At 66.4% G+C, this 21,059-nt stretch carries 22 protein-coding genes; 16 read left to right on the top strand and 6 right to left on the bottom strand.

Translation table 11 applies throughout. From position 1 onward, the window contains the following. Positions 1-7 precede the first annotated feature (7 nt). Together MKK65_RS24275 and MKK65_RS24270 are read right to left on the bottom strand one after the other, a co-directional pair. Positions 8-901 (bottom strand): NADP-dependent methylenetetrahydromethanopterin/methylenetetrahydrofolate dehydrogenase, encoded by an 894-nt coding sequence (locus MKK65_RS24275; protein WP_243960538.1) that lies wholly within the window; start codon positions 899-901, stop codon positions 8-10. Positions 902-993: 92 nt separating this feature from the next. Next, positions 994-1,974 carry a beta-ribofuranosylaminobenzene 5'-phosphate synthase family protein gene (locus MKK65_RS24270; RefSeq protein ID WP_409565493.1) on the bottom strand — a complete coding sequence of 327 codons (981 nt, stop codon included), beginning with the start codon at positions 1,972-1,974 and terminating at the stop codon, positions 994-996. Between the two features lie 298 nt (positions 1,975-2,272). On the opposite strand from MKK65_RS24270, the gene MKK65_RS24265 reads away from it, so the two are divergent. The 16 genes from MKK65_RS24265 (at position 2,273) to folK (ending at position 15,899) form a co-directional block, all read left to right on the top strand. Beyond that, entirely contained in the window at positions 2,273-3,352 is a 1,080-nt protein-coding gene (locus MKK65_RS24265) for a formyltransferase (RefSeq protein ID WP_243960537.1), read from the top strand. Beyond that, positions 3,346-4,977 carry a formylmethanofuran dehydrogenase subunit A gene (locus MKK65_RS24260; protein WP_243960536.1) on the top strand — a complete coding sequence of 544 codons (1,632 nt, stop codon included), beginning with the start codon at positions 3,346-3,348 and terminating at the stop codon, positions 4,975-4,977. The genes MKK65_RS24265 and MKK65_RS24260 overlap by 7 nt, the downstream gene beginning before the upstream one ends. Before the next feature lie 27 nt (positions 4,978-5,004). Beyond that, complete coding sequence (gene fhcD, locus MKK65_RS24255; protein WP_058190390.1) at positions 5,005-5,952, top strand: formylmethanofuran--tetrahydromethanopterin N-formyltransferase; 948 nt, start codon at positions 5,005-5,007, stop codon at positions 5,950-5,952. 3 nt (positions 5,953-5,955) lie between these two features. Further along, a complete protein-coding gene (locus MKK65_RS24250; RefSeq protein WP_243960535.1) occupies positions 5,956-6,750 on the top strand; it encodes a formylmethanofuran dehydrogenase subunit C in 795 nt (264 codons plus the stop codon). 84 nt (positions 6,751-6,834) lie between these two features. Then, the gene (locus MKK65_RS24245; RefSeq protein WP_058190388.1) at positions 6,835-7,041 is read left to right on the top strand and encodes a hypothetical protein; all 207 of its coding nucleotides are present in this window, start codon (positions 6,835-6,837) and stop codon (positions 7,039-7,041) included. Positions 7,042-7,087: 46 nt separating this feature from the next. Further along, positions 7,088-8,722: a sensor histidine kinase gene (locus tag MKK65_RS24240; protein ID WP_243960534.1), complete on the top strand. Its 1,635-nt coding sequence runs from the start codon at positions 7,088-7,090 to the stop codon at positions 8,720-8,722. After that, on the top strand, positions 8,719-9,423 hold the full coding sequence (locus tag MKK65_RS24235; RefSeq protein ID WP_058190386.1) for a response regulator transcription factor: 705 nt from the start codon (positions 8,719-8,721) through the stop codon (positions 9,421-9,423). The genes MKK65_RS24240 and MKK65_RS24235 overlap by 4 nt, the downstream gene beginning before the upstream one ends. Before the next feature lie 222 nt (positions 9,424-9,645). Continuing rightward, positions 9,646-9,735, top strand: coding sequence for a pyrroloquinoline quinone precursor peptide PqqA (gene pqqA / locus MKK65_RS24230; protein ID WP_007564431.1), 90 nt, complete (start codon positions 9,646-9,648; stop codon positions 9,733-9,735). Positions 9,736-9,769: 34 nt separating this feature from the next. Then, positions 9,770-10,669: a pyrroloquinoline quinone biosynthesis protein PqqB gene (gene pqqB, locus MKK65_RS24225; protein ID WP_243960533.1), complete on the top strand. Its 900-nt coding sequence runs from the start codon at positions 9,770-9,772 to the stop codon at positions 10,667-10,669. Positions 10,670-10,849: 180 nt separating this feature from the next. Further along, positions 10,850-11,935 (top strand): pyrroloquinoline-quinone synthase PqqC, encoded by a 1,086-nt coding sequence (pqqC, locus tag MKK65_RS24220; protein ID WP_243960532.1) that lies wholly within the window; start codon positions 10,850-10,852, stop codon positions 11,933-11,935. Continuing rightward, positions 11,932-13,077, top strand: coding sequence for a pyrroloquinoline quinone biosynthesis protein PqqE (gene pqqE, locus MKK65_RS24215; RefSeq protein WP_243960531.1), 1,146 nt, complete (start codon positions 11,932-11,934; stop codon positions 13,075-13,077). The genes pqqC and pqqE overlap by 4 nt, the downstream gene beginning before the upstream one ends. Then, positions 13,074-13,784 carry a hypothetical protein gene (locus MKK65_RS24210; protein ID WP_243960530.1) on the top strand — a complete coding sequence of 237 codons (711 nt, stop codon included), beginning with the start codon at positions 13,074-13,076 and terminating at the stop codon, positions 13,782-13,784. The genes pqqE and MKK65_RS24210 overlap by 4 nt, the downstream gene beginning before the upstream one ends. Next, positions 13,765-14,127 (top strand): hypothetical protein, encoded by a 363-nt coding sequence (locus tag MKK65_RS24205; RefSeq protein ID WP_243960529.1) that lies wholly within the window; start codon positions 13,765-13,767, stop codon positions 14,125-14,127. Before MKK65_RS24210 ends, MKK65_RS24205 begins: the two co-directional genes overlap by 20 nt. An 88-nt stretch (positions 14,128-14,215) precedes the next feature. Continuing rightward, complete coding sequence (folP, locus tag MKK65_RS24200; protein WP_243960528.1) at positions 14,216-15,052, top strand: dihydropteroate synthase; 837 nt, start codon at positions 14,216-14,218, stop codon at positions 15,050-15,052. Further along, a complete protein-coding gene (gene folB / locus MKK65_RS24195) occupies positions 15,049-15,432 on the top strand; it encodes a dihydroneopterin aldolase (RefSeq protein WP_243960527.1) in 384 nt (127 codons plus the stop codon). The genes folP and folB overlap by 4 nt, the downstream gene beginning before the upstream one ends. Next, complete coding sequence (folK, locus tag MKK65_RS24190) at positions 15,429-15,899, top strand: 2-amino-4-hydroxy-6-hydroxymethyldihydropteridine diphosphokinase (RefSeq protein WP_243960526.1); 471 nt, start codon at positions 15,429-15,431, stop codon at positions 15,897-15,899. The genes folB and folK overlap by 4 nt, the downstream gene beginning before the upstream one ends. 121 nt (positions 15,900-16,020) lie before the next feature. Here the strand turns inward: folK and xoxJ are convergent, their stop codons facing one another. From xoxJ to MKK65_RS24170, 4 genes are all read right to left on the bottom strand, one after another. Continuing rightward, complete coding sequence (gene xoxJ / locus MKK65_RS24185; RefSeq protein WP_243960525.1) at positions 16,021-16,866, bottom strand: rare earth element methanol dehydrogenase accessory protein XoxJ; 846 nt, start codon at positions 16,864-16,866, stop codon at positions 16,021-16,023. Further along, the gene (locus tag MKK65_RS24180; RefSeq protein ID WP_058190377.1) at positions 16,866-17,477 is read right to left on the bottom strand and encodes a c-type cytochrome, methanol metabolism-related; all 612 of its coding nucleotides are present in this window, start codon (positions 17,475-17,477) and stop codon (positions 16,866-16,868) included. The genes xoxJ and MKK65_RS24180 overlap by 1 nt, the downstream gene beginning before the upstream one ends. A gap of 132 nt (positions 17,478-17,609) precedes the next feature. After that, positions 17,610-19,415: a lanthanide-dependent methanol dehydrogenase XoxF1 gene (gene xoxF1 / locus MKK65_RS24175; RefSeq protein WP_058190376.1), complete on the bottom strand. Its 1,806-nt coding sequence runs from the start codon at positions 19,413-19,415 to the stop codon at positions 17,610-17,612. A gap of 873 nt (positions 19,416-20,288) precedes the next feature. Continuing rightward, positions 20,289-20,504 (bottom strand): hypothetical protein, encoded by a 216-nt coding sequence (locus tag MKK65_RS24170; RefSeq protein WP_243960524.1) that lies wholly within the window; start codon positions 20,502-20,504, stop codon positions 20,289-20,291. Positions 20,505-21,059 lie beyond the last annotated feature (555 nt).

The raw sequence follows: 21,059 nt of genomic DNA, 5'->3' as shown, positions 1-21,059 counted from the left end.
AACCGGCTCAGCCCGCGATCTCGACCGCCAGGGTGTAGGCGTCGCGGAAGTCGAGGCAGAGCGGTGTTTCGGAGGCGAGCATCCGGTCGAACAGGCGGCGCTGGGTCTGGTACTTCACGTTGCCCACCGCCAGGGCGCCGATGCCAACGCCCTTGCCCGACGGCAGGGGCACGTCGACGGCGTTGACGTCGATCCCGGCGATGCCCGCCGGCGGCACGGCGTTCACGTCGGAGGCGACCAAGAGTTTCGGGGCGGATTTAAGGTCTTCGGCCGAGAGGATCGGGATGCCGGCGGGGCCGGCCGACAGGATCACGTCGGCATCTTGGATAGCGCGGCGGCGATCCTCGGGGGTGGTCCCGTCGACGGCGCCGACCTCGATTCCGAAGCGCCACTTCATCGTGAAGGCGATCTTTGAGACGCGCTCCTCGCCATCATGGCCGACCAGGACGGTCTGCGCGCCCTGCAGCGCGCCGATCACGGCGGCCACGTAAGCGACGACGCCGGCACCGCCGAAGATCACGATGCGCTTGCCGGTGAGATCGGTGCCGAATTTCTGCCGCAGCGCCCGGGAGACCTGCGCCACCATGGCGGCGCCGGTGGTGAACGAGCCGGCGGGATCGGCGAAGACGTGATTCACGAACGGCGGTACGAACGCCTTCTTGGCGCGGTCGACCATGTCCAGGGCGTCCTCGGCGTTCTTGCCGCCGATGAAAATGCCCGTGCGAGTCCCGTCGGCTGGCGCACGCGAGAAGATCGAATCTTGGGTCAGCGAGACGACGTCCGCAAGGCTGACCTCGGTATAGGTCACCACCGTTTCGAAGCCGGCATCGATGGCCATGTTCACGTCGAACGGGCTCATGTGACGGAGCGGCGTCAGCATGTGGAGGATCGAGCGGGCCATGACGTTCTATCCCGTGCTGAGCGCGTCAAATCGCGCCTGTTGAGCGTCCAAAACCCACCACGGGGGTCGCGGTCAAGCCCGAGCGGCCCGGTTCATCCTGCGGCCGTGATTGTGGCGCCGGTGTTGCGGCCCCGGGCAATCACGAAGCGAAGTGGCCCGCCGCGATCCAGCTTGGACACCAGGGTTCGGGCTTCGGCCTCGGACGGCATCAGCACGAAGCCGGTCGGCCCCCAGGACGACTGGCCGTAGCCGGGCACGCCCAGCGCCGCCGCAGCGGCCAGAGCCTGCGCAACCGCGGCGCTGGCGTAGCGGCCGCCCTGATGGGGGGCGAAATGATCTCCGATGAGATCCTGGATGCGCGTGATGCCAGCTCCGAAGCCCTGCGGCTCACCAAGAGCCGCCGCAGGCAGGACCTGCATCAGAACGATTCGGCAGATCTCCGCCGCCTGCGCTTCGGGGAAACGCGGCAGGTCGCGAAATGCCTCGACTTCCCGCGTGCCGTGCACGCCGGCCATGCTTTGATCGAGGATGAGCACGATCCGCCACGATTCTGGATAGGGGAGCCGCGCCGTGACTGGTGGCGGTGCGCCATCGGCCCCGCGGCCGCCATCCACGATCAGGCCGCCCTCCGTGAAAGCGCACAGGCCGACGCCTGAGCGGTTGCCCCGATCAAGGCTGGTGGAGAAGGATTGGGCCGAAAACGCAGCCCCATTGAGACGGGCCACGGCCGCTGCCACAGCGAGGGCGAGCTGGGTGCCGGATCCGAAGCCGGCATGCGCGGGAATGGTCCGCTCGACCGCAATCGCCACCTTGTCCGGGCTCTTGAGATGGCTCGCGGCGGCCAGGGCATAGCCCTCGACCCGCTCGGCTTCCGCGCCAGTAACGGACAAATGTCCGGCGCGACGGGCAGTCAGCGCCAGGGACGGCTCGTCGATGGCGAGCCCGATGCTGCCGAAGCGTCGGCCCAGGCCGCCGTGCAGATCGAGAAACCCGAAATGCAGCCGCGCCGGCGCTTCGACTCGGACCGTGCTGCTCGAAGCGGTCGCCTCGTTCCGCTGGGGAACCTCGCCCACGCCCATCCCTTCGAAAACCACCACCGAACTGGCGCGCTTTTCCCATGCGGCGTGCGGCCGAAGCAACGGGATCTTGCGGGCGATCGGCCGAACCACGCTGCGACCCCCCTTGCCGCGGCACGCAGATGAATGCAAACCTAGGGCAGCGACGGCGCGCCGAGTTGCCGCCTGCCCGGATCCATCGGGCGGGCGAGCCATTCCGATCCGGCGGGACCTTCCTTTGGGAGTGAACCCGCTTCGTCCGGTCTTACGGCCGTCGCCCGCTCCGAAGCCAAACAAGAACGTCGCGTGAGGGAGCATGGCAGCCTGGGTGAAGGGTGGCGCGACGGACGCGGGCACCGCCATCGAGGCGGCCGTATCCTTGCTCGCCAAGGCGCGCGCGCCGGTGATTGCCGGCCTCAGCGCCGACGTCGCCGCGATCCGCGCGGCCTACGATCTCGCGGGGCGCATCGGCGCCTCCATCGACACAGCCGGTGCGGTCGGCACTTATGCCGAACTCGGGGCGCTGAGCCGTGTGGGCGCCATGACCTCGACGCCCGCCGAGGCGGTGGGCCGGGCCGATGCGGTGCTCGTCGTCGGCGCTGCGCCGGGGCGCACGCCGCTGATGAAACGCCTGTCGGAGACGAAGCCGACGCGCGGGCGTGCCGCTGGATCGGATCGCGCGCTCCTGGCGCTTGGGGCCGGAGCCGATGGCTCCAAGGCAACCTTATTCCAACCGGCCGAGGGCGGTTTGGCCGAGTCGGTTGCGGAATTGCGCGCCTACGCGAAAGGTCATCTCGCCGGTGACACGCCGCAGGCCAAGCTCCTGGTGCAGCTCACGGCGGCGCAATACATCGTCCTGCTGTACGATCCGGCCGAACTCGGCGAGCTCGGCGTGGAGATGCTCCAGGCCTTCGCCATGGAGCTGAACGAGACCACACGCTGCTTCACCCTGGCGGTGTCGGGTGCGGACCAGGATCGCGCCGTCGTGCCGGTGGCTGCCTGGACGACTGGGCAGGCGCCGCGCAGCGGCTTTGGCCGTCGCGTCCCCGAACATGATCCCTGGCGCTTCGATGTCGCCCGGCAGGTCGCGGCCGGCGAGGTCGATGCCGTGATCTGGCTGGCCGCCCTGCCGGTACCGCGTCCCGATTGGCTGGCCGCCGTGCCGAGTGTTGGGCTGGTCACCGAGGCCCAGGCCTCTTTCGCCGACGTAGTGATTGCGGTCGGCCGACCGGGCCAGGATTTGGGCGGCGTCTTTTGGAATGAGCAGCGCGCAGCGCTGACCTACTGGCCGGCCACGGCGCCGACGGATCTACCGTCCGCCGCGTCGGTGCTGGGCGCTTTGAAGGACCGCTTGGCCGAAGTCGGCGCCGCGTCGAGGAGTGAGCCTGCATGCTGAGCGTGATTCGGGGCGGGCGCGTCGTCGATCCGACCGCGTCCCGCGATGCCGTCGGTGATGTCTGGATCGAAGACGGCCGCATCGTTGATCCGGCGGGCCGGCAGCCCGATCGGGTGATCGACGCCTCCGGTTGCGTCGTGATGGCTGGCGGCGTCGAGGTGCATTCGCACATCGCCGGCGGCAACGTGATCACGTCGCGCCTGCTCCTGCCTGATCTCTACGTGAGCGAGACGGCGCCTGACGGCCACCCCTTCGCCCATGCGGGCGGGGCCGCAGGCTGGATCGGCTCGACCTATGCGCGGATGGGCTACACCACCGCGGTCGAGCCGGCGATGCCGCCGACCCATGCGCTGGCGACCCAGCTGGAACTCGCCGACATCCCGCTGCTCGACCGCGGCGCGCTCACCGTGATGGGCAACGACGACCAGCTGCTGCAGCTGCTGCGCGAGCGCCAGGGCGGCAACGCCGTGCGCGATCTCGTTGCGCTCTCGGTCGCCACTTCGCGCGGCCTGGGCGTGAAATGCATCAATGCCGGCGGCGCCTCCGCCTTCAAAGACGGCGCTCTGCGCCTGTCGCTGGACGACGAGATCCCGGTCTACGGTCTCTCGACCCGTCAGATCATGGGCTCGCTCCTCGACGCGGTCGAGGACATCGGCGTGCCCCACCCGCTGCACGTTCACTGCAACAATCTCGGCCTGCCCGGAGCGGACGATTCGTTCGTCGAGACCCTGGAGGCGGCGGAGGGCCGGCGCATCCACTTCGCCCATGCGCAGTTCTACGCCTATGGCGCCACCGAGGGCGGCGGCTTCCGCTCGGCCGCCGAGCGGATTGCCCGGGCGATCGCCGATAATCCGAACGCGACCCTCGATATCGGGCAGGTGGTCTTCGGCCAGACCGTCACCGTGTCGCTCGACATCCTGCGCCAATTCGCTGGCCGGAAGGGCGCCAACCCAAAGAAGTGGGTGCTGAATGCCGGCGATGCCGAAGGCGGCGGCGTCGTGCCGTTCCTGTATCGGCCGCGCGGTCCGACCAGCTCGCTGCAATGGGCGATCGGCCTCGAGATCATGCTGCTCTCCACCGATCCGGAGCGCACGATCCTGACCACCGACCACCCCAATGGCGGCCCGTTCACGCAGTATCCGCGGATCATTCACCTGCTGATGGACAAGTCCGAGCGTGATCGCGAGATCGCGACCCTCCCCGGCATCGTCGGCGAGCGGTCCGGCCTGCCGGGCCTGGAGCGGGAATACACCCTCTCGGAAATCGTCCAGTTGACCCGGTCCGGCCCGGCCAAGCTCCTGGGTCTCGCCGACCGTGGCCACCTACGGCCGGGCGCCTGCGCCGACGTCGCGGTCTATCGCGACGATACCAACCGGACGGCGATGTTCACCGCCGCAAAGCTCGTCCTCAAGGACGGCGTGCCGATCGTCGAGGATGGCGAGGTGGTTGAGTGGCGCACCGGTCGGACCCTGTCGCTCTCGGTCGAGTCCGATCCGGCCATGGCCAAGCGCGCCGATGCCTACCTGTCGGATCGGTTCGGCGCGGGGCTCGACAGCTTCGCGGTGCCGGATGCGGCGTTCGACGCGGATGCGGACACCTTCGAGGCGGTGCCATGCCGGGCGTGATCAGCGGGGCGAGTGGCGGAAACAACCATGTCTGAGCTCAGCCTCAACGGCATCCCGATCGTCGACACCTTCGCGGAGGCGTTCGACGTGGCCGGGACCGCCATCGTCGTCACCAACGACACCGCTAAGTGGGCCATGATCGCCGCCACCACCATGACGGGTTTCGCCACGTCGGTGATCGGCTGCGGCGCCGAGGCCGGCATCGATGCCGTGCTGTCGCCGGAGGAGACTCCGGACGGCCGACCCGGGGTGCGCATCCTGCTGTTCGGCTTCGAGCCGAACGGCCTGAAGGAACAGCTGATCAAGCGGGTTGGCCAGTGCATCCTGACCTGCCCGGGCACGGCCTGCTTCGCGGGCGTCGATGGACCGAACAAGATCAAGCTCGGCGGTGCGATCCGGTATTTCGGTGACGGCTTCGCCATCGCCAAGCGCCTGCCCGACGCCACCGGCAAGGAACGGCGCTACTGGCGCATCCCGGTCATGGATGGCGAGTTCCTCTGCGAGGATTCAGTCCGGGCCGTGGATGGCGCGGTCGGCGGCGGCAACCTTCTGTTCCTCGGCCGTACACACGCTGAGACGCTGATCGTCGCCGAGGCGGCCGTGGAGGCCGCGAAGGCGGTGCCCGGCGCGATCCTGCCGTTTCCGGGCGGCATCGTCCGCTCGGGCTCGAAGGTCGGTGGGCGGACTAAGGGCATGATGGCCTCGACCAACGATGCTTACTGCCCGACCCTCAAGGGCCGGGCCGGCTCGGCGTTGCCCGCCGAGTGCGGCGTCGTGCTGGAGATCGTGATCGATGCGCTGACCTCGCAGGGTGTGTCCGATTCGATGCGGGCCGGACTCCATGCCGCCACCGAGATCGGCGGCAGGCACGGGCTGATCGCCGTCACGGCGGGCAATTACGGCGGCAATCTCGGCCGCCACCATTATCACCTGCGCGACCTGCTCGCGCGGGACGATGCCAAGAAGGAGGGCTGAGCCTTGAGCACCCTCACCCTGCGCGCGGCCCCGCCCGAGCGGCTCGACTTCTTGAACATCAACCCACTGGCCCTGAGCCGCCTGTCGCAGGCCGAGGCCGAGCGCCTGGAGGTCGGGACGACCCGCACCGGCGTCCGTCTCGGCGACTGCTTCTCGGTCGCGCTGGACGGCACCGACACCCTGACAATCGAAGGCGGCCATGAGCGCCTCGACCGGGTCGGCGCTTCCCTGTCCGAGGGCGCGATCCGCGTCACCGGCGATGTCGGCCAGCGCCTTGGCGAGGGCATGGCGGGTGGAAGCCTGACCGTGACCGGCCATGCCGGGCCCTATGCCGGCGCCGGAGCCACCGGCGGCACCATCACCATCGACGGCGACGCCGGTGACCATGCCGGCGGTGCCGTCTACGCCGCCAAGACCGGTCTCGACGGCGCGACCCTGATCATCCGTGGGACGGCCGGCGCCTATCTCGGCGATCGGATGCGGCGCGGAATCATCCTGGCCGGCCGGGCCGGGGCGTATGCCGGCTCCCGCATGATCGCCGGGACCCTGGTGGCGCTCGCGGTTGGCGACCATCCCGGCTACGGGATGCGCCGTGGCACCCTTCTGGTGGGTTCGCATGGTCGGTTGTCGCCGACCTTCGTGGAGACCGGGACCCACGATCTCGTCTTCCTGAAGCTCCTGGCAAAATCGCTGAAGGACCTCAGTGCCGAGCATGCCGCGCTGCTCGACCGGCCGCTGCGACGCTATTCTGGCGACCTTGCCACCATCGCCAAGGGTGAGATCTGGGTCGCGTCCTGACGCCGCCCTGGGCAGAGCGGCCGCGCGCGGCATATGCTCTGCCCAAGCCGGCCGACCCAAGGCCGGCACTGTGGGGAGGCGCCCATGCTTCTGCTTCTATCGATCTGCCTCGTCGCCCAGCCCTCGACCTGTCGCGAGGATCGGATCGAGATGTCCTACGAGGGCTCGAACCCTTTCATCTGCCTGCGCCATTCGCAGAGCGCTTTGGCGACCTGGCAGGCCTCCCACCCGGACTGGCATGTCGAGCGCTGGCGCTGCGCCGCGCGGGGCAGCCTGCCGAAGAACCTGTGACCCCGTCCCGCAACTGCGGGCAGAGGTTCACGGCCGGTCGTACCCGATGCGTTCGCTGAAACTTCGTTTCGCGTTGCTTCTCGGCGGTACCGCCGTCGTGGTGATGCTGGCCGCCGTCGCTGCATTGGCATCGATCGCCGCCGCCGAGCGCACGGTCGACCGTACCTTGGAGGCGCAGCGGCGCCTGGAACTGCTTGCCGAACTGTCGGGCCGGCTCACTCAGTTCGGCATGGCGGCGGTCGAGACCGTGGGCAATCCGGACGGCCAGCCCGAAGCCATGGCGATTGCACGCGACAATGCCGATCGGGCGCTGACCACTGTCGATGCGGCCCTGGCCCAGAGCTTCCCACCGAGCGACGATCCCGCCGACCGCATGCAATATGCTGCCCGGACGCGCCCGATGGCGCAGCTGCGCGCCGCCCGGGTCGTGCTCGACCGGCAGGTGGCGCAGATCAGCCGCCAGACCGAGCCCGAGAAGCGTCAGGACGCGATCAAAGGCGCGCTCAACGGCTTCGGAGCGATGACCGGCCAGCCGCTCTCGTTCCTGATCGAGGCCGAGCGGCGCAGCATGGCGCTGGGTTCCGAGGAGGCTCGTGCCCTGTCGGCGCGCCTGCGCGTAGCCGCTGCGGCGGCGGTCGCGGCTGCCCTGGTGCTGCTTGCCGTACTGTACCGCGGTGTCACCCGCCCGACCCTGGCGCGGATCGAGGAAGTCCGGCGTGCGGCGAGCGCCATCGGCCATGGCGCCCTCGACACGCGGCTCTCGGTGGCGACCCGGGACGAGCTCGGTCTCCTGATGACCAACGTCAACCGCATGGCCGCACGGCTCGCCCGACGGGAATCGCGGGTCGCGGCCGACCGGGCGGCGCTGGAGGATACGGTCGCGACCCGCACCGCCGATCTGCGCGCCGCCAACGCCCGGCTCGAAGCCGTCGACCGGTCGCGCCGGCGCTTCTTCGCCGATGTCAGCCACGAGCTGCGCACCCCGCTGACCGTAATCCTGGGCGAATGCGACTTGGCGTTGCGCGGCGCGTACCGGGGCGGCGATCCGGGGCCGGTCTTCGCGACGATCCGCAAGCGGGCGCAGCGGCTGAAGCTGCGGGTGGAGGATCTGCTGCGCGTGGCCCGCTCCGAATCGGGCGAGATCGAGTTCGACAAGCGCCCCCTCGGGCTCGCCTCGGTCCTGGCCGAGGCGGTCGACAACATGGCGTCGGAGGCCGCGCGCCGGCGGGTCGCCCTGAACCTAGAGCCAGGCACTCAGGACGTGGAATGCCTGGCCGACCGGGAATGGATCCGTCAGACGGTCGAGAGCCTCGTGGACAACGCCCTGCGCCACGCGAAGGGGCTGAGCCGCGTCGAGGTCGCGCTGTCGACCGAGCCGGGCGCCCTCGGCCGGATCACGGTGACCGATGACGGGCCGGGCTTCGGCGCCTCGGAGGCCGAGCTGTTCGAACGCTTCCGCCGCGGCGCGGGGCCGAGTCCGGACGAGACCGGGTTCGGTATCGGGCTGGCGCTCGCCCGCTGGATCGTCGAGCAGCATGGCGGCACGATCCGCCTCGGAGCCGGCCCGGGGGGACGCGGAGCTCGGGTCAGCCTGGACATCCCGGCGCTCGATCCGGCATGGGGAACGGGCACGGCCGGGGATACGGCCGGCGGCGCGCAGGTGAGGGAGTCGGCCGCATGACGCGGATCCTGATCGTCGAGGACGATATCGATATCCGGGGCCTGTTGGCCCGCGGCCTGGAAGCCGAGGGGTTCGAGGTCGGCACCGCGGCTTGCGTGGACGAGGCGTTGAAGGCCGCCCACGACCCGGCGCCCGGCGCCGTTCTCCTGGATATCAACCTGCCCGACGGGTCCGGCCACGATGTCTGCCGGTCACTCCGCGAAGGCGGTTTCCCGGGGGCGATCCTGTTCCTGTCCGCGCGTGACGAGATTCGCGACCGGGCCGAAGGTCTGGCGCTCGGAGCCGACGATTACATCATCAAGCCCTTCGTGTTCGACGAACTCGTTGCGCGCCTGCGCACGCATCTGATGCGGCGGGAGCAGGCCGAGGCGCCGCGCTCGCGCCTCGCTGCCGGCCGGCTTCTGCTCGATCTCGACACCCGCCAGGCGAGTTGCGGGGAGGCCAGCGCCCGTCTCACGCCGCGCGAAGCCGACCTGCTCGCGATGCTGATGGAGAGCATCGGCAAACCGGTCTCCCGGGCCGATATCTTCGATCGGCTTTGGGCCAGCCAGGGCGGCCTCTCGCTCAACGTGGTCGACGTCTATATCGGATACCTGCGCTCAAAGATGGCCGACTTCGTCCGCTACGGCGGCCCGGGATTGGTCACCGTCCGGGGAAAGGGCTTCATGCTGGAGCTACGAGGTCCGGACTTCCGCCAGTAGAAGCTTATACTTAAGTCGAACTGGGTAACGTTTTCCCCGAGTATCTGGGCATTTAGGTCGGGTCTCACGAAAAATTTGGGAGGATCCGGCAAGTTAGTGCTTGAAGACCGCTGCTGAATCGCCGATATCCAAAGCGCGCCGGAAACCAAAGCGCCATCAGTGTCTTAGGGGTCTCTTAGGAACCCGTGACGCTTGGTGAGGATACCGCCAAGGAGAAACACCATGAAGTGGGCTGCCCCTGTTGTGTCCGAGATCTGCGTCGGCATGGAAGTGACGAGCTACGAGTCGGCCGAGATCGACACCTTCAACTGAGTTTCCAGGGGCCGGGGATCGCGGGAGCCGCACCATGCGCATCGTGATTCTCGGCTCCGCGGCCGGCGGCGGCTTGCCCCAGTGGAATTGCCGCTGCCACATCTGCACCATGGCGCGATCTGAGCCCGACCGGGTTCGCCCGCGGACGCAGTCGAGCATCGCGATTTCGGCGGACGGGGCCGATTGGCTCCTGATCAACGCCTCGCCGGATATACGGCAACAGCTCTTCGACAATCCTCAGATGCATCCCCGCGAAGGGCTGCGGCACTCGCCGATCCGATCCGTGCTTCTGACCAACGGAGACGTCGATCATGTGGCGGGCCTTTTGACCCTCCGCGAGGGCCAGCCCTACACGCTCTACGCCACCCGTGGCATCCTGGAGTCGGTCAACGCCAATCGCGTGTTCGACGTTATGGCGGAGGGTGTCGTTGCCCGTCAGCCCATCGCCATGGAGCAGCGTTTCGAGCCGCTTCCCGGCTTGGCTGTGACGCTGTTTCCAGTCCCCGGCAAGGTGCCCTTGTGGCTCGAGGACGAGACGATGGAGATCGGCGCCGAGACTGAGACCACCGTCGGCGCCCTGATCGAAGCGGGTGGACGCCGCCTTGCGTATGTTCCGGGATGCGCCCGGGTGACAGATGGTCTCCGCGAACGGATTGCCGGCGTGGACGCACTCTTGTTCGACGGAACCGTTCTGCTCGATGACGACATGATCCGGGCCGGTGTCGGCACGAAAACCGGCTGGCGTATGGGGCACGTCCCGATGCGAGGCGCGAATGGGTCGATCGAAGCGCTTGCCGACGTCGCTATCGGTCAACGGGTCTTCGTCCACATCAACAACACCAATCCGGTCTTGATCGAGGGCTCACCGGAACGGGCCGATGTCGAGGCGGCCGGGTGGCGTGTAGCGCACGACGGGTTTAGCCTCGCCCTCTGAGACACGTTCGACCGGTGGTTGGGCACCGACCAAGCCGGCACTATATCGATTCCGAGCCCGGACATTCGCCCCGCGGGGTCGCGTTCTGAAAGTAAGTCCTCGGCTTTCCCGACGCGGCTCTCAATGAGGGCGAGGTCGGAGTACAGGAAACGCGACCCGAGAACGGATTCCGGAAACGCCATGAACGCAGTCTTCCCGCCCCCCGACGCCGCTGACAGCCAACGCCTCCTGAGCCCGGATGAGCTGGAGGCGGCGCTTCGCGATATCGGCGCGCGCCGGTACCACATCCTGCATCCGTTCCACCGCCTCCTCCACGATGGCAATCTGTCGAAGGATCAGGTTCGGGCCTGGGCTCTCAACCGCTACTATTATCAAGCCATGATCCCGGTGAAGGACTCTGCCGTCCTTGCCCGGATGACCGATGCGTCCCTTCGGCGGATCTGGCGCCAGCGCATCGTCGACCACGACGGGGACCATCCGGGCGACGGCGGTATCGAGCGCTGGCTGAAGCTTGCCGAGGGGGTTGGCTTTGAACGCGACTACGTTTTATCGACCCGTGGCACCCTCTCGGCGACCAAGTTCTCAGTGGAAGCCTATGTCCACTTCGTCGCAGAAAAAAGCTTGTTGGAAGCGATCGCGTCGTCGTTGACGGAGATGTTCTCGCCGACCATCATTTCCGAGCGTGTTGCCGGAATGCTGAAGAACTACGACTTCATCACCAAGGACACGCTGGCCTATTTCGACAAGCGTCTAACCCAGGCGCCGCGCGATGCCGACTTCGCCCTCGACTATGTGAAGACGCACGCGACCACGCCCGAGCTGCAGCGTCAGGCCATGGACGCGCTGACTTTCAAGTGCAACGTCCTCTGGACGCAGCTCGACGCCCTGTACTTCGCCTATGTCGCCCCCGGGATGATCCCCCCGGATGCCTGGACGCCGGGGACCGGCCTCGTCGCTGAAGCGCTGGTCCCTCAGGCGGGTGCCGGCGTGCGCAAGATGGTGGCCGATGACAGGCCGCGCCTGCCACGCGGCGTGCGTCTGCGCCATGACGAGACCCGCGGCAAGTACGTCCTGCTCGCCCCCGAGCGGACCTTCGATCTCGACGACAACGCCGTGGCGGTGCTCAAGCTCGTCGATGGTGACCGGAGCGTCGCGGCGATCGCGGATGAGCTGGGCCGGACCTATGCGGCCGACCCGCGGGCCATCGAGGCCGACATCCTTGTGATGCTGGACGGCCTGGCAGAGAAACGGGTCCTGGAGCGATGAACGCACTGACGCCGAACCGGCCGGACGTGCCGGCGCCGGTGGGTCTGCTCGCCGAGCTGACTCATCGCTGCCCGTTGCGTTGTCCCTACTGCTCGAATCCGCTCGAGCTGGACCGCCGGTCCGGCGAGCTGGACACGGCGACGTGGCAGCGTGTCCTCACCGAGGCGTCCGGCCTGGGCGTTCTCCACGTCCACCTGTCGGGCGGTGAGCCGACGGCGCGCAATGACATCGTCGAGATCACTAAGACCTGCGCGGATCTCGGCCTCTACTCGAACCTCATCACCTCCGGGGTTGGCGGTGCGCTGTCGAAGCTCCAAGCGTTGTACGATGTCGGGCTCGACCACGTGCAACTCTCGGTACAGGGCGTCGACGCTCAGAACGCTGAGAGGATCGGCGGCCTGAAGAATGCGCAGCCGCAAAAATTCGAGTTCGCTGCCAAGGTCGTAGAACTCGGGCTACCCCTGACCCTGAATTCGGTGATCCACCGTGGCAATATCCACGAGGTCGAAGGCTTCATCGACCTGGCGGTGAAGATGGGCGCCAAGCGGCTCGAGGTGGCCCACACGCAGTATTATGGCTGGGCGTACGTGAACCGCGCCGCCCTGATGCCCGACAAGACGCAGGTCGATGCCTCGATCCGGATCGTCGAGGCGGCCCGCGAGCGCCTCAAGGGTCAGCTCGTCATCGATCTCGTCGTGCCGGATTACTACGCGAAATATCCGAAGGCCTGCGCGGGCGGCTGGGGCCGCAAGCTCATGAACGTCACGCCTCAAGGCAAGGTACTGCCCTGCCACGCGGCTGAGACGATTCCAGGCCTCGAATTCTGGCACGTCACGGAACACTCGCTGGGCGAGATCTGGCGCGATTCGCCAGCTTTTACGGCCTATCGCGGGACCGACTGGATGCAGGAGCCCTGCCGCTCCTGCGACCGGCGCGAGAAGGATTGGGGCGGCTGCCGCTGCCAGGCCCTAGCGCTGGCCGGTGATGCCGCTGCTACTGACCCGGCCTGCTCGCTTTCGCCACTTCACGCCAAAGTGCGGGCGCTTGCCGTCGAAGAGGCGGCCGAGACACCGCCAGATTACATTTATCGGACGATCGGCAGCAACGTTCGGTCGCCGTTCAAGGAGGACGTCAACTCGTGAAGCTTCTTGCCACGACAGCCGTCGCGCTGGTGCTGGCCGCGATGCCGGCGCTTGCTGAAGATGCGCCGAAGCCCGGCACGGTCACTCAGGTCAACGCGGCGGCGCCGCCGACCGCTGCAGATCTGCTGTTCGACCAGCCGAATATGAAGAACGCGGCGCCGGGTACGACGATCACGTACGACTACATGCGTCGATCGGGTATCTCGAAAGGGCCATTTGGACCACCGTTGTCGGATACTATCACGCTGAAGTTGGAGCCGGGGAAGAGTCCGGAGGCTCGCGACATCAGCGTGGTGATGTTTTCCGGGATGAACCGCATGCCGGCGGGCCCCTTCGAGGACATGAGCGGCAACCCGGTGGTGTCGCTCTTTCTCGAAAACCATCTTCGTTCGCTGGCGAAGGTGCTGGAGGCAAATCCGCGCTACCTGAAGCTCGCGATCCGCAAAGGACTGCGTGAAGGCGCTTCCGTGACGCCGACCAAGGTTGAGGTGGGCGGCCGTGAAGTGAATGGCTGGCGGGTCGAGATCCAGCCCTTCGCCAAGGATGCCATGGAACAGCGCATGCGCGGCATGGATAAGATGACCTACACTTTCGTCACCTCCGCGGAGGTTCCCGGCCAGATCGTCTCCATCGAAGCGTCGGCGAAGAACGCCGAGGGTGGTGAGTTGCTTGAGGAGAAGCTGAGCTATGATCAGAAAGCTGGCTGAACGCGGCGCATTGGCAGCCCTGGCCCTTACCGTCTCGGGTATGGCCGGCTGGGCAGCCGAAGAGAATGACTATCCCACCGACGCGCGGGTCGATTACGTCTTCGGCTGCATGGCGGCCAACGGCCAGACCCGCGAGAGCATGCAGCGGTGCTCCTGCTCTCTCGACCAGCTCGCCGCGATCCTGCCCTACGACAAGTACGTCCAGGCGAGCACGGTCCTGTCCATGCGTCAGGGCATTGGCAACCGGGCGAACGAGTTCAAATCGACCAAGATCTTCGACGACAAGGTCGCGGATCTGCGCCGCGCCCAGGCCGAGGCCGAAATCCGCTGCTATCGCGGCTGATGAACAGACAATGACGGCCAGCGTTGCGCTGGCCAGTTGTTTCGATCACACCGGGTCCCGAACCGCACCTGCGAACGGGACCCGATCCGTGCCCCCCTCCCCCCGCCTGTCCGACCTGCTGCCCGGCCTCGGCGCCCGCACGCTGGTTATGGGCATCCTGAACGTCACCCCGGATTCCTTTTCCGATGGCGGCTTGTTCGCCGGCGAGGCCGAAGCCTTGTCTCAGGCCGAGCGGTTGGTGGCCGAGGGTGCTGCCATCCTCGATATCGGTGGTGAATCGACCCGGCCCGGCCACGTTCCAGTCCCGGCCGAGGAGGAGCAATCCCGCGTTCTGCCGGTGATCCGAGCGCTGGCGCCCCGTCTTTCGGTGCCGATCTCGATCGATACCCACAAGGCGTCCACAGCCCGCCTCGCCCTCGAAGCCGGAGCCCGCATCGTCAACGACGTCTGGGGCCTGCAACGCGAGCCCGATATTGCCTCGGTCGCTGCCGCGCATGGCGCCCCGGTGGTGATCATGCACAACCGCGAGACGATCGATCCGGACATCGACATCGTTGCCGACATGCGGGCCTTCTTCGAGCGCTCGCTCGATATTGCCCGTCGCGCCGGCATTCCAGAGGGCGACATCGTGCTTGATCCGGGAGTCGGCTTCGGCAAGACCTGGTCACAACATCTGGAGGCGCTGCGGCGCCTGCCCGAGATCCGGGCCCTCGGCTTTCCCGTGCTGGTCGGCGTCTCGCGCAAGTCGCTGCTCGGCCGCCTGCACGACCGTGAGACCAAGCCAGCTGATCGCCTTCATAGCTCACTCGCCGCCCATGCCCTCGCGGCAACGCTGGGCGCCGACATCGTACGCGTCCACGACGTGGCCGCCCATGTCGATGCCATGCGGGTCGTCGACGCCGTCATGCGGCCGGAGGCCCAATGAGCGGCTCACTGGACCGCATCGGAGTCACGCGCATCGCCGTCTTCGGGCGCCACGGCGTCCTGCCCGAAGAGGCGGTGCTGGGCCAGCGCTTCTATATCTCGCTCGAGGCTCGGCTCGACCTCGCGCCCGCCGGGCGTTCGGACGATGTCGCCCACACCGTCAGCTACGCTGACCTGACCCAGATCGCCGTTGAGATTGCCACCGAGAGGCGGTTCGACCTGATTGAGGCGCTGGCGGAGACCATCGCCGCCACGATCCTCGACCGCTTCGCGCCGGTGGAGGCAATCACTGTACGGGTCGACAAGCCGAGCGCGCCGGTGCCGGCGATTCTGGACGGAGTCAGCATCGAGATCACCCGGCATCGCGGAGTTGGCGCATGAGAGCTTATCTCGGCATCGGCAGCAATATCGGCGATATGGCCCAGATGCTGGACCGGGCCGTCGCCGGGTTGGCTGCCACCCCCGGCATCGCGGTGGTTGCGCGGTCGGCCGATTATCGGACCCCGCCCTGGGGCAAGACGGATCAGCCCTGGTTCCTGAACGGGGCGGTCGCGGTCGATACCGATCTCGATCCGCACGGGCTGCTCGACGCGTGCCTCTCCGTCGAGCTCGAGCTCGGTCGGCTACGCGCGGAGCGCTGGGGACCGCGGGTCATCGATATCGATGTGCTTGCTTATGAGGGTGCTGCGGTGGACGACGAGCGTCTGGTGCTCCCGCATCGCCACGTCCGCGAACGCGCCTTCGTGCTGGTGCCGCTGGCCGAGATCGCCCCAGACCTCGTCATCGGTGGCGAGCGTGTCACCGATGCCTTGGCGAAGCTCGATCAGAGCGGCATCGAGCGCGTCTGAATCCTCGGTTCCGAAGGCCACAATCCTTTTGCGCGGTCCGAGGTGATATCCGTGGATTTCGAGGCGTCCTCCTGCAAAGCCCATTAAAGACGTTAGGCTTCACGAAGCCCCGAATTCGCGCTCAGTGGTCGCTGGGATCGGTGAGCTTATTCTCCTCGTCATCGAGGAGGGGGACGTCGTAATCGCGCAGCACCTTGTCGATGTCGGCCTTGCGCTTGCGCAACACGGTGTTCAGCGAGCGCTTCCAGTCGTTCTCACCCAACCGCACGCCCATGGCGATCCGGTAGGCCATGGGTGGCCGTTCCGGCTCCTTGAGCAAAGGAACCACGGTCATCGGCGTCCCGGATTGTTTGGCGAGCCAGCCCGCAGCGGGCCCCCAGAGTACGGCGGCGTCGATCTCCTTGGCAGCAAGCGCCCCGATGATCTCCGCGCCGACCGTCTGATATTTGCGTGCCGGATCGAGCTGGTACGGCGCATAGGCCTTCATGGTCGAGACCAGGCCAAGATCACCCATCCGGTTCACCGGTGGTGTGCCGGCAATGACGCCGATGGCTTTGCCTTTCAGCCGCGGGTCGTCGAGGGCCGTGATGCCGTCGAGCTCACCCGTGCGCGTGACCAGCGTGTAGGACGACCGGTAATAGGGATTGGTGGTCTGGACGAGGTCGCTGCCGAAGGCCTGTCCGATGATCAGATCGCAGAGGCCTGTGCCGAGCGTATTGCGCACGAAGCCCGGGCCCTGGGTCAGCCAGTAATAGCGGAGCTTCACCTTCAGCTCATCGGCGATGATCGCCGCGATCTTGTTCTCAAAGCCGTCATCCTTGCGCTCGGAGAACGGCATGTTGCCGGGATCACCGCAGACCCGCAGGACGTCGGTCGTAACCGTGTCCGGCAGGTGCTGCGCGGCAGCCCCCTGCGCCACCGTCATCGACAGGGCGCAGAGGGCGAACGTACGGAGCAAGGGCGCCATCAGCTGCCCATGCACTCCTTCTCGGCCTTCCGGGCCGTATCCGGCTTGTCCTCGTGCTCGGAGGGGCGGACGCGACCGATCGCGCCGTCTGCCCGTGCCTTGAGGTAGGTGTAGAGATCGTCCGAGTAGCACATGACGTTCTTGTTGTCGCCGAAGGCCGGCATGACCTTCTGCTCGGAGGCGCTCACATCCTGCTTGCCGCCGACGAGGATGCCGATGAACTCCTCATAGGAGAGGTGCTTCAGCGAATCCTTCAGGGCCGGCGCGTAGGTCGAGCCCATGCCATCCGGGCCGTGGCAGACGTGGCACTCGGCGTGATAGCGCCGGTAGCCCGAGTAGGTGTACCAGTCGAGCTTCTTGCCGTCGTCCGTGATGTGGTACGTCGGATGGCCGTCGGCATCGATATACTTGCCGTCCTCGACCTTCACTGCAGCATTCTTCTTGAGCAGCGCGGGGTCCTGCTCGGCGGTCTTGTCGTTCGCATTCAGCGAATTGGCGAGCGCCGGATCGGCAGGCTTGGCATCCTCAGCATGTACGGCAACCGCGGAAACGGTCGCTAGGGCGAGGGCGGCCAGAAGCGGCCGCGTTACGATGTTGCTGAGGTTGTGCAACGTGTAGTCTCCCTAGAGCGAGGCCCTTCGTCTCGCGTTGAGCCGCAGCCTCTTACGACAAATTCTAATCACAAGGATGCCGGCGCGGAAACCCGCGCCGGCACCATTTCGCGACCGAGCCCCTGCGGCCGATTAGTTCGGCAGGGCGAAGACGGTCAGCTGACCGCCGAGGTTGGTGTACTGCGACAGAGCCGCGTAGCCACCCACCGCGCCGAGGCCGGCGTTCGGGTCGGTCAGGCCGGCCGCGAGGCCGATGCCGGCCCAACCGCCGACGCCCGACAGGACGCCCACGTACTGCTTGCCCTTGAGCTGGTAGGTCATCACGTTGCCGATGATGCCCGACGGCGTCTTGAACTTGAACAGCTCCTTGCCGGTCTTGTCGTCGACAGCCTTCAGGTAACCCTCGAGGGTTCCGTAGAACACCACGTCACCGGCGGTGGCGAGAGCACCGGACCACACCGAGAACTGCTCGGCATTGGACCACTTGATCTTACCGTTCACGCCATCCCAGGCGATGAAGTTACCCATGCCGCCATGCGAGTTCGGGGCCGGGTACATCGACAGGGTCGCACCGACGTAGGGCTGGCCCGGGGTGTAGGTCACCCGGAACGGCTCGTAGTCCATGCAGACGTGGTTGGTTGGCACGTAGAACAGGTTGGTCTTCGGCGAGAAGGCAGCAGGCTGCTGATCCTTGGTGCCGAGGGCCGCCGGGCAGATACCCTTGGAGTTGGTGTCCTCACCGTTCTGCTCGGTCGAGTACTTCGACATGACCAGCGGCCGGCCGTAGTTCTTCGAACCCTTGTCCATGTCGACCTTGGTCGCCCAGTTGACGGCCGGATCGAACTTCTCAGCGACCAGGAGGGCGCCGGTCTCGCGGTTCAGCGTGTAGCCGAAGCCGTTACGGTCGAAGTGGGTCAGGAGCGGCTGCTCCTTGCCATCGATCTTCTGATCCGTGAGGATCATCTCGTTGATGCCGTCGTAGTCCCACTCGTCGTGCGGGGTCATCTGGTAGACCCACTTGGCGACGCCGGTATCCGGGTTACGCGCCCAGATGGTCATCGACCACTTGTTGTCGCCCGGACGCTGCTTGGGGTTCCAGGTCGAGGGGTTGCCCGAGCCGTAGTACATCAGGTCGAGCTTCGGGTCGTACGAGAACCAGCCCCAGGTGCAGCCGCCGCCGGTCTTCCACTGATCACCTTCCCAGGTCTTCAGCGAAGAATCCTTGCCGACCGGCTTGCCGAGCGAGGTGGTCTTCTCCGGGTCGACCAGCATCTGGTCGTCCGGGCCGACCGAGTAGCCGCGCCACACCTTCTTGCCGGTCTTCAGGTCGTAGGCGGTGACGTGGCACTGCACGCCGAACTCGCCGCCCGAGATACCGACGATGACCTTGTCCTTCACGGGCAGAACCGTGGCGGTGTTGGTCTCGCCCTTCTTCGGATCGCCGTTGACGACCGACCAGTTCACCTTGCCGGTCTTGGCGTCGAGCGACACGAGGGTGGTGTCGGCCTGGTGCAGCAGGATGGCGCCGTCGGCGTAGGCGAGGCCGCGGTTGACCGTGTCACAGCACATGACCGGGATCACGGACGGATCCTGCTTCGGCTCGTACTTCCAGACGATCTTGGCCTCGTGGTCGAGGTCGAGGGCGTACACGATGTTCGGGAACGGCGTGTGCACGTACATCATGTTGCCGATCACGAGCGGCGAGCCCTCGTGGCCGCGCAGCACGCCGGTCGAGAAGGTCCAGGCAACCTGGAGGTTCTTCACGTTCGCCGAGGTGATCTGATCGAGCTTGGAATAACGGGTGTTGGCGTAGTCGACCGTCTGAAGTGCTTGCTCCGCCGGGTTGGCGATGCTCTTCAGAACGCTTTCGTTGGCCAGCGCCGGCGCGGCGATAGCCGCGACACCTGCGCCGAGCGCGAGGAGATGTACCGCTCTCATGGGTTCCTCCGACAAGTCTTTAAGAGTCGTTTAGACGCACTGAGAGAATGGCGTCCCTCGGACCCCGACCTGACTGTTTGCGACAGGGATGGACGCTTCGGTAGCGGGCGTAGCGGACTTGAGGAGACCAGAAGATCCCCTCGCCAGGAGCCGCCATCCCTGAGGCGGCCCCCTCGAAACCGAAGCTTGAACGGACCTTAAGAGATTTTTGAGCGCCGTCAACTCGCTGTTCTGCGGTCCTGGGGACAAGGTGAAAGCTTCTTTTCGCATGACAAACCGCATTCTAATGTCATTGCCATGCGAAAGGAAATGTTGCGCTGCACAAGCGTTGCAGGAGGTGTTTTCCATAAGCTCACGCGACCGTGAGGCGCGGTCATGCAACACTTGCACGCACCTTCTCGGCGGACCGCGTCATCATGCATTTGCGGCGTAGGGAGCTTACGGTGATGCGTATTCGGCACTCGCGAATCGTGACGTCTCGATTGCGCTGCGGAATGTTGCCGAAGCGGAGAAACGCGCCTAATCGCGCGTTGAGTCCTGTGCGCTTTCTCGCCGCATGGGTTGCGAACGCGCCGGTGCGTGCGAACTTTTCGGTGCGGCCTCGCGAGCCTGTGATTGCCGAAACGTCCCGGTGCCCAAGGCCGGATGCGCAGTGCTCGGCCGGGAGAATAACCCATGACGTTTGTGTGATGGCTGTCATCGCTGGGGCGTCTCACAGAGATGCTCTGGCGATATCCGGCTTGCGGATGCCGGCGGCGCGGGACGGCGACGACGGCAGTGCCTCTCTGACGTTCATGAGCTGAACGATTCGGGCCGAGCGGCGACGGCGCGGGTTCAGCAATCCGGGAACAAGCCGGCTCGGAAAGGCGACGGTCAGAGTGCGCCGATGTCGCCCGTGCTCTCAAATTCGGCTGCGTCACCGACGAGGTCGGTCAAGGAGATGTCGAGTCGGCGACCGGTCTTGAGTCGAAGCTGCGCATCGGGCTCCAGCCAAATCGGACGCAATCCAGCATGGCTCCCGTGGAGATCGCCGTAGGCATAGAGCCCCCCTTGCCGACGCTCGACCACGACGCGGTAGCGGACCCGCACGGCTTCGCATCCTTGGGCCGTAACGAGGCCGCGTCCGGTCAGCGTCGTCAGGATTTCGTTCGGTTCGAACATACGCCGGATGAGTCAGCAGGATTAAGTGGCAAGCGTCGTTGCCACTTAATCCTGGTTCTTCAGCGTGTCACGCCCATGTGACCGTGCGGTCATACAGTCCCGCCTCGGTATAGACGTGGCGCGGTTTCCTATGCCGTCGGGGCAAGCATCGTTGGCAGATCAGTCAATCGGCGCCGTGGGGGGACTGACGCGTATCTACGCGCGAAACCGCTCGAATTCCGTCATAGGCCTCGCTGCCTGCGGTCCGAACGGGAGTGGGGTGGTATTGTTCGGGGTGGTTGATCCCTCATCAGCCATCGCATCTGCGAGCGCGGATCAATCACTTCTATAGGCGACGGTTTCGGTGATGATACCGACACACCTGTTGTAGCCTGTCCTGTGTCTCTCGCTGTGAGCGGAGATCGGCTGTCGAGGAAAGTTTCGGCAGGATCAGCTTCCGATCAGCACCATGCTGTTCGGAGCCGTCAGCAAGAAACGATTTCG

The organism is Methylobacterium sp. J-001 (genome assembly GCF_022829565.1).
GTDB lineage: Bacteria > Pseudomonadota > Alphaproteobacteria > Rhizobiales > Beijerinckiaceae > Methylobacterium.
Note: the sequence above shows the minus strand (reverse complement) of the source record. Positions and strands in the feature narration are given on the sequence as shown.